The 6,933-nt window shown below is 73.7% G+C and carries 7 protein-coding genes; 3 read left to right on the forward strand and 4 right to left on the reverse strand.

Annotation, left to right across the window (positions count from 1 at the left end):
• Nucleotides 1–40: 40 nt before the first annotated feature.
• From mfd to VGT06_13250, 3 genes are all read right to left on the reverse strand, one after another.
• Nucleotides 41–3,475, reverse strand: coding sequence for a transcription-repair coupling factor (gene mfd, locus VGT06_13240; protein ID HEV8664085.1), 3,435 nt, complete (start codon nucleotides 3,473–3,475; stop codon nucleotides 41–43).
• 72 nt (nucleotides 3,476–3,547) lie between these two features.
• On the reverse strand, nucleotides 3,548–4,021 hold the full coding sequence (gene rfaE2 / locus VGT06_13245; protein ID HEV8664086.1) for a D-glycero-beta-D-manno-heptose 1-phosphate adenylyltransferase: 474 nt from the start codon (nucleotides 4,019–4,021) through the stop codon (nucleotides 3,548–3,550).
• A 50-nt stretch (nucleotides 4,022–4,071) separates the two neighbouring features.
• A complete protein-coding gene (locus tag VGT06_13250; GenBank protein ID HEV8664087.1) occupies nucleotides 4,072–4,329 on the reverse strand; it encodes a hypothetical protein in 258 nt (85 codons plus the stop codon).
• 175 nt (nucleotides 4,330–4,504) lie between these two features.
• On the opposite strand from VGT06_13250, the gene VGT06_13255 reads away from it, so the two are divergent.
• The 3 genes from VGT06_13255 to VGT06_13265 are packed head-to-tail and all read left to right on the forward strand — an operon-like array spanning nucleotide 4,505 to nucleotide 6,133.
• On the forward strand, nucleotides 4,505–5,065 hold the full coding sequence (locus VGT06_13255) for a sigma-70 family RNA polymerase sigma factor (GenBank protein ID HEV8664088.1): 561 nt from the start codon (nucleotides 4,505–4,507) through the stop codon (nucleotides 5,063–5,065).
• Entirely contained in the window at nucleotides 5,052–5,552 is a 501-nt protein-coding gene (locus tag VGT06_13260; GenBank protein ID HEV8664089.1) for a zf-HC2 domain-containing protein, read from the forward strand. The genes VGT06_13255 and VGT06_13260 overlap by 14 nt, the downstream gene beginning before the upstream one ends.
• Nucleotides 5,549–6,133: a DUF3106 domain-containing protein gene (locus VGT06_13265; GenBank protein ID HEV8664090.1), complete on the forward strand. Its 585-nt coding sequence runs from the start codon at nucleotides 5,549–5,551 to the stop codon at nucleotides 6,131–6,133. The genes VGT06_13260 and VGT06_13265 overlap by 4 nt, the downstream gene beginning before the upstream one ends.
• Nucleotides 6,134–6,138: 5 nt before the next feature.
• Here VGT06_13265 and VGT06_13270 read toward each other — a convergent pair.
• Nucleotides 6,139–6,933 (reverse strand): hypothetical protein (locus tag VGT06_13270; GenBank protein HEV8664091.1); only part of this gene is annotated, 795 nt, incomplete at its 5' end.

The raw sequence follows: 6,933 nt of genomic DNA on the forward strand, positions 1-6,933 counted from the left end.
GCCGCGCCGTGCCTGCCCTGCCCGCATGGGTTGGGGCACCCTAACAGGTCCCCGCCAGCCGCCGCAATAGGTTTTTGACCGCAGCGGCCCGGGCTGCAGGGTCCTCCTCGCCCGAGTGCCACGTGAGCGTGTCCGCCGGGCCGTAGCGGAGGCGCCCGCGGGCCTCCCGGAGCAGCGCCGCCGCGGCCGCCCCGTCCACGGCCGGCTTCCCGTCCAGGCGGATCCGGACGGCGGAAGGCCGGAGGTCCACCTCCACGGCACGCAGGCGGCGGGCGGCCAGGCGGAGCCCCATGCCGGTCAGCAGCCAGGTCGCCTCGGGCGGGAGGGGACCGAACCGGTCGCGGAGCTCCGCCCGAAGCTCCTCCAGGCCCTCCTCCCCCTCCGCCGCCGCCAGCCGCTTGTAGAGGGCGAGGCGGATCGCGGGGTCGTCCACGTAGGTGTCCGGGAGGAGCGCCTCGGCCGGGAGCCGGATGGCCGGGTCGACGGGACTTTCGGGGAGCTGGCCCCGAAGCTCCTGGATGGTCTCCTGGATGAGGCGGCAGTACAGATCGAAGCCCACCGCGGCGATCTGCCCGTGCTGCTCCGCCCCCAGGAGATTCCCCGCCCCCCGGATCTCCAGATCCCGGGCCGCGATCTTGAACCCGGAGCCCAGCTCGGTGAGCTCGGCGAGCGCCTGCAGGCGCCGGCGGGCCGCCTCGCTCAGCGCCTCCTCGCGGGGGACGAGGAGGTAGGCGTGGGCGCGGTGCCGGTCCCGCCCCACCCGCCCCCGGAGCTGGTAGAGCTGCGCGAGCCCGAAGCGGTCGGCCCGGTTCACGATGATGGTGTTGGCCGTGGGGATGTCCAGGCCGGACTCGATGATGGTGGTGCAGAGGAGCAGGTCGTACTTGCGGGCGTAGAAGTCCACCATGATCTTCTCGAGCGCCGCCTCCGGCTGCTGCCCGTGCGCGATGGCGACGCGCACGGTGGGGAGGAGCCGCTTCAGGTAGCGGCCCAGCGTCTGGATGCTCTCCACCCGGTTGTGGACGAAGAAGACCTGCCCCCCCCGGCCCAGTTCCTGCTCCACCGCCTCCTGGATCACGGCCGGGTCGAAGCGGCAGACGTAGGTCCGGATCGCCAGGCGATCCTCGGGGGGCGTCTCGATGGTGCTCATGTCCCGCACCCCGAGCATGCCCATGTGCAGCGTCCGGGGGATCGGGGTCGCGGTGAGGGTAAGGACGTCCACCTCCCGGCGGAGCTGCTTCAGCCGCTCCTTCGCCGCCACGCCGAAGCGCTGCTCCTCGTCCACCACGAGGAGGCCCAGATCGCGGAACCGGATATCCCGCTGGAGGAGCCGGTGCGTCCCGATGACGATGTCCACGGTCCCGTCCCGGAGGCCCTGGAGGACCGCCTCCTGCTCGCGGCGGCTCCGGAAGCGGGAGAGCATCTCGACCCGGAGGGGGAAGGGCCCGAACCGCTCGCGGAAGGAGGCGAAATGCTGCATGGCGAGGACCGTGGTCGGAACCAGGACCGCCACCTGCTTGCCGTCCATCGCGGCCTTGAAGGCGGCCCGCATGGCCACCTCGGTCTTCCCATAGCCCACGTCTCCACAGATGAGGCGGTCCATGGGGCCGGGCCGCTCCATGTCCGCCTTCACCGCCTGGATGGCCATGAGCTGATCCGCCGTCTCCTCGTAGGGGAAGGAGGCCTCGAACTCCCGCTGCCAGGGGGTGTCGGGGCTGAAGGCGTGCCCCGGCAGAATCTGCCGGGCGGCGTAGAGCTGCAGCAGTTCCTTCGCGAGGGCCCGGACCGTGGCCTTCACCCGAGCCTTGGCCTTGCCCCAGGCGGTCCCGCCGAGCCGGTCCAGCGCCGGCGGGGCGGCCGCCGCCCCGACGTACCGCTGGACCAGGCCCATCTTCTCCACGGGCACGTAGAGGCGGTCGCCGCTCGCGTACTCCAGGATCAGGTAGTCCCCGTCTCGCTCGCCGACGGTGAGGCGCTGCAATCCCTGGTAGCGGCCAATCCCGTGGTCCACGTGCACCACCAGGTCGCCGGGGACCATCTCCTCCAGGACGCGGAGGGCGGCGCCGGGCCGGGCGGCCTTGCGGGGAGGCGGCAGGCGGCGCGTCCCGAAGAGCTCCGCCTCCGTCACCAGGATGGCCTTCAGGGCCGGGAACCGGAAGCCGCGGCTCACCTCGCCGATGGCGATGGTGAGCGGCCGCTCCGGCCCGGCCGCCACCCCCAGCGCGGCCCCGAGGGTGTGCTCCCGGAGGATCTCCTGGAGGCGGCGGGCCTGCGCGACGCTGCGCGCCACCAGCGTCACGGCGATGCCCTCCCGGAGCCATCGGGTCAGGTCCTCGAGGAACGGCTGAAGCCTCCCCTGATACGCCGGGATCGCCTCCGTCGCGCAGGCAAGCACCTCTCCCGGGACTCCCCCGGGGAGGGGAAAGGGGGAGAGGGCGACCCGGAGGCGGGAGGCGAGGCCGCCATGGAGCGTCTCCCAGGAGACGAGGCGGGAGCTCGCCGGAGGGACGGCGACGTCGGCTGCTGCCCACCGCGCATCCGCCAGGACGGCGGCCTCGTGGGCGGCCGCCGCCCTCGCTGCCACCTGGTCCGGGTCGTCCAGGAGGCAGAGGGCGTCTGCGGGGAGGTAATCGAGGAGGCTCGCCCCGCCGCCAGGAAAGCACGCCCGGTAGGCCGCGAGGCCCGGCGCGGCGCGCCCCTCCTCCAGCGCCTCCCGCAGGGAGGGAGGAACTCGGCCGTCCGGAAGGCGATCCAGGGCGGCAAGCGCTCCCTGCCGGGAATCCGGGTCGAGGAGGGTCTCCATCACCGGAAGGGCGAGGGCGCGCGGGAGGGGACCCAGCGAGCGCTGGCTCTCCGGGTCGAAGGTCCGAAGCGACTCGATGGCATCCCCGACGAACTCGACCCGGACGGGATGAGCCGCGAGGGGAGGGTACAGATCCAAGATCCCCCCTCGGAGGCTGAACTCCCCCGGCTCGGTGACCTGGGGGGAGCGGCGGTAGCCGATCCAGGTGAGGCGCTCCGCCAGCTCCTGGGGGGCAACGAGGCGCAGGGGGTACAGGTGAACGAGGGCCCGCTCGAGGGCCTCGGGCGTGAGGAAGCGGCCGATGGCGGCGGCGGCGGATGTCGTCACCAACCCCCGCCCTTCCCGCAGAAGCCTGAGCGCGTGCAGGCGCTCCGCGGTGAGCTCCGGGGGGAGGACGGCCCGGGCCGCGGGGTCGCCCGGGAGCTCGGGCAGGTGCCCCACGGCCGGGGCGCCCAGGTAGAAGCGGCAGTCGCGCGCGGCGGCCTCCGCCTCGGGGGCGGTTCCGGTCAGGAGCAGGGCCGCCCGGCCCGTGGCGCGGACACAGGCGGTCGCGAGCAATGCCCGGGAGGCCCCAGTGAGGCCGTGCAGGGTGAGGGTGGCCGGCGCCTGCACCTCCAGGCGGTGCGGCAGATCGAGGGCCGCCATCGTCCGTTTCAGGAGTGTCTCAGGCATCACACCAACACAAATACCCCTCCCCGCCAGGGGCTCGCGGGGAGCCCCGGCAGCGAGGGGAGGCGCACCGCCCTACCGCTGACGGTGCCGCTCCAGGATGCGGGCGATGAGACCGGAGGTGGAGGCCCCCGGGGTCAGGGGAACCGACGTCACCACCCCGCCCCGCGCCTCCACCGCCTCCCGCCCGATGATCTGGTCGGGGGCCCAGTCGGCCCCCTTCACCAGGACGTCCGGCTGCAGGGCCGCGACCAGCGCGGCCGGGTCCGGCTCGTCGAAGAGGACCACGAGGTCCACGGCGCCGAGCGCGGCCAGCACCTCGGCCCGCTCCGCCGCCGGGACGATGGGGCGACCGGGGCCCTTCGCCAGGCGGACGGAGGCGTCGCTGTTGAGTCCGACGACCAGGAGGTCCCCGAGGGCCCGGGCCGCGTCCAGGTACCGGACGTGACCGAGGTGCAGGAGGTCGAAGCACCCGTTGGTGAAGACGACCGTCTTCCCCGCGCGCTGCCACCGCCGCACGGCCGCAACGGCCGCCTTCCGATCCCGGATCTTCGCCGCAGAGCGGGAGACCGGACGCAGAGCGCCCTCGCGGCGGCGCCTCACTCCCCCTCCACCGGCGCCCCGCAGGGCCAGAGCACGCCGTCCGCCATGGCCTGGGCGATCAGGCGCTTCGCCTTCGCCACATACGGAGGCGGGACCAGCACCTGGATCTCCCCGAGGGGGCCGAGGCTGAGTCCGGCGTAGCCCGCCACGCGCATCGAGCGGAGGCGGCAGGGCACGCTTCCCCCCTGCAGGACCTGGCGGATCCGCTCGGCGTGGAGCTCCTCGTACGTCACGTATGCGGGCGTGAATTCCATCCGGCGGAACACTATAGCACGCGGGGGCCGGGGCGCCAACGGCCTTGCCTTTCGCGTCGGCCGGCCCTATAAGCCGGCAGAGGGGAAGCTAAGCGGCCGGGGGCCGAACGGGTCTAAAAGTATTGAAGAAATCCGGGGGACGGCGACGGGGACGGCGGTCGCCGGGAGGGGCTGGGTGCACGAACCAGACGAGGTGCTCCTGACCCGCCTCCGGGCGGGGGATGCCAGCGCCTTCGAGGGGATGGTCCGCACCTACCAGCGGAACCTCTACCGGCTGGCCTACCGGTTCACCCGGAACATGGAGGACGCGAAAGACCTGGCCCAGGAGGCCTTCCTCAGGGCCCACCGCGCGCTGTCCCGCTTCGATGGCCGCTCGAGCCTGTACACCTGGCTCTACCGGATCACCCTGAACCTCTGCCTCAATCACCGGCGGGGACGAGGCCCGGAAGAGACGGTTGAAGCGGGAGGGTTGGCCGACCCGGCGCCCGGGGCGCTCGAGGCCCTGGTGGAAGCCGAGCGGCAGGCCGCAGTGGCGGCTGCCATAGCGAGCCTCCCCCCGCAGCAGCGGGCAACGGTCATCCTCCGGGTGCAGGAGGGCCTCCCCCACAAGGCCATTGCCGAGATCCTGGAATGCTCGGAGGGAACGGTGAAGGCCAACTTCTTCCACGCGGTCCGGAACCTGCGGGCACGGCTCCAGCGATACGGGGCAGGAGAGGGATGCGATGCGATGCGATGAGGTCCAGGCTCTCTTGATCGAGGCGGCCGACGGGAGCCTGCCCGGCCCGCTGCGGGCCGAGATGGAAGGGCACCTGGCCGCCTGCCCCGCCTGCCGGGCCGAGGCGGGCGCCCTCCGGGAGCTGCTGCAGGCGGCAGCCGCGGACCCGGTGCCGGAGCCCCCGGCTCCCTACTGGGCGGCGGCGCGGCAGGACCTGGCCCGGCGCCTCGGCCTCAAGCCGCCGCCCTCCTCCCGGCCGGCCGGCTTCCTGCCCCGGCGCGCGTGGGTCCTGGGGGGAGCTGCCGCCGCCCTCCTCCTTGCCCTCGCCGCCGCCTTCCTGGCCGGCCGAGGCCCCGCGCCCCTCGCTCCGACCGCCCCGAGCCCGGAAGAGCTCGCCCTCCTCCGCAACCTCGAGGTCGTCCAGGACCTCGAGCTCCTGGAGCAGGTGGACATCCTGGAGCACTACGAGCTGCTGCGCACCTTCGTCCAGGAGGGCCGGGCCACATGAGGCGGACCCTGGGCCGGGTGTTCCGGGCGGCCATCGGTCTGGCCGGCGCCCTCCTCCTGGCAGAGGCCACGTGCGCGCCGCTCCTCCTACCGGACGCGCGGGCGGAGTCCCCGCCCGCCACCGCGCCCCTGGCGCCGGACGACCGTGCGCGGCTCGAGGAGGCGTGGCAACGGTGGCGGAGCCTCCCCCCCGAGGAGCGCGTCCGGATCCGCCGGAACTTCGAGCGATGGCAGCACCTCAGCCCCGAAGAGCGGGAGGCCGTCCGGGACCGGCAGGAAGCGCTGCGCCGCCTCAGTCCGGCGGAGCGGGAGCGTCTCCGGGAGAACCTGCGACGGTGGGAGGGGTTGAGCGACGCGGAACGGGAGGCCCTCCGGAGAACCCTCCGGGCCTGGCAGGCCCTGCCGCCGGAGGAACGCCTGCGGCTCCGGGAGGAGTGGCGGGAGTTCCGGGACCGCAGCCCCGCGGAGCGGCGACGCCTGCGGGAGACCCTGCGGGGAACGCGGGAGCGGGGCCGACCGGGCCCCCGGCAGAATCCCCCGGGGCAGGGGGCGCCCGGACGCCGGCGGCCGGAGGAGCCCTGAGGCCGCTACCCCTCCCAACCCTCGACGAGGGCGGCACACAGGAGCGGGAGGAGGAGCTCGTGGTGGCCGGTGAGGGCGTACCCCTGCCCGGCCCCGCCGGCCACCGGCCGCCGGACGACGTTCTGGGTCGGGCGGTAGTGCTGCAGGAAATCACAATTGACGGTGGTGAAGTCGGTCACCGGATGTCCGGCGTTCCGGGCCACGGTGAGGGCCTTCACGAACACCTCGGGGAGCAGGACGGCCGAACCCAGATTGAGGTACACCCCGCCCCCGCCCATCGCCGCCACGACAGCCGTGAGGAGGTGGAAGTCCCTGAGCGTCGCTTCCCCGACCGCGGCCCCGTCGCAGGAGGGATGCATGTGGACGATGTCGGTCCCGATGGCGACGTGCACGGTGGCCGGGCACTGCAGGCGGGTAGCCGCCGCGAAGAGACTGAGCCCCTCGTGCGGCATCTTCAGGGCTCGGATCTTCTCCCCGAGCGCGCGGCCGAATCCCCAGCCCTTCGCCCGCCCCTCCAGCACCGCCTGGTTGATGACCTCCCCCGTCTCGGCGGCCATCCCGAACTCCCCGGCCGCCACCCCCGCCTCCACCTCCTCAGAGGTAAAGCCGGCGTACGCCAGCTCGAAGTCGTGGATGGCGCAGGCGCCATTCATGGCCAAAGCCGTGAGGAGGCCCCGCTCCATCAGGTCGATGAGATGGGGGGAGCAGCCGACCTTGATGACGTGCCCCCCCAGGCCGGCGATGACCGGCTTGTTGCGTCGGCGCGCCGCCAGGACCGCGCGGACCACCGCGCGGAAGTC

The organism is Candidatus Methylomirabilis sp., assembly GCA_036000645.1.
GTDB lineage: Bacteria > Methylomirabilota > Methylomirabilia > Methylomirabilales > JACPAU01 > JACPAU01.

Coding starts and splice junctions, on each gene's coding strand:
- VGT06_13265 (HEV8664090.1), top strand. CDS start 5,549: ATGAGGCGGACCCTGGGCCGGGTGTTCCGGGCGGCCATCGGTCTGGCC.
- mfd (HEV8664085.1), bottom strand. CDS start 3,475: ATGCCTGAGACACTCCTGAAACGGACGATGGCGGCCCTCGATCTGCCG.
- VGT06_13250 (HEV8664087.1), bottom strand. CDS start 4,329: ATGGAATTCACGCCCGCATACGTGACGTACGAGGAGCTCCACGCCGAG.
- VGT06_13260 (HEV8664089.1), top strand. CDS start 5,052: ATGCGATGCGATGAGGTCCAGGCTCTCTTGATCGAGGCGGCCGACGGG.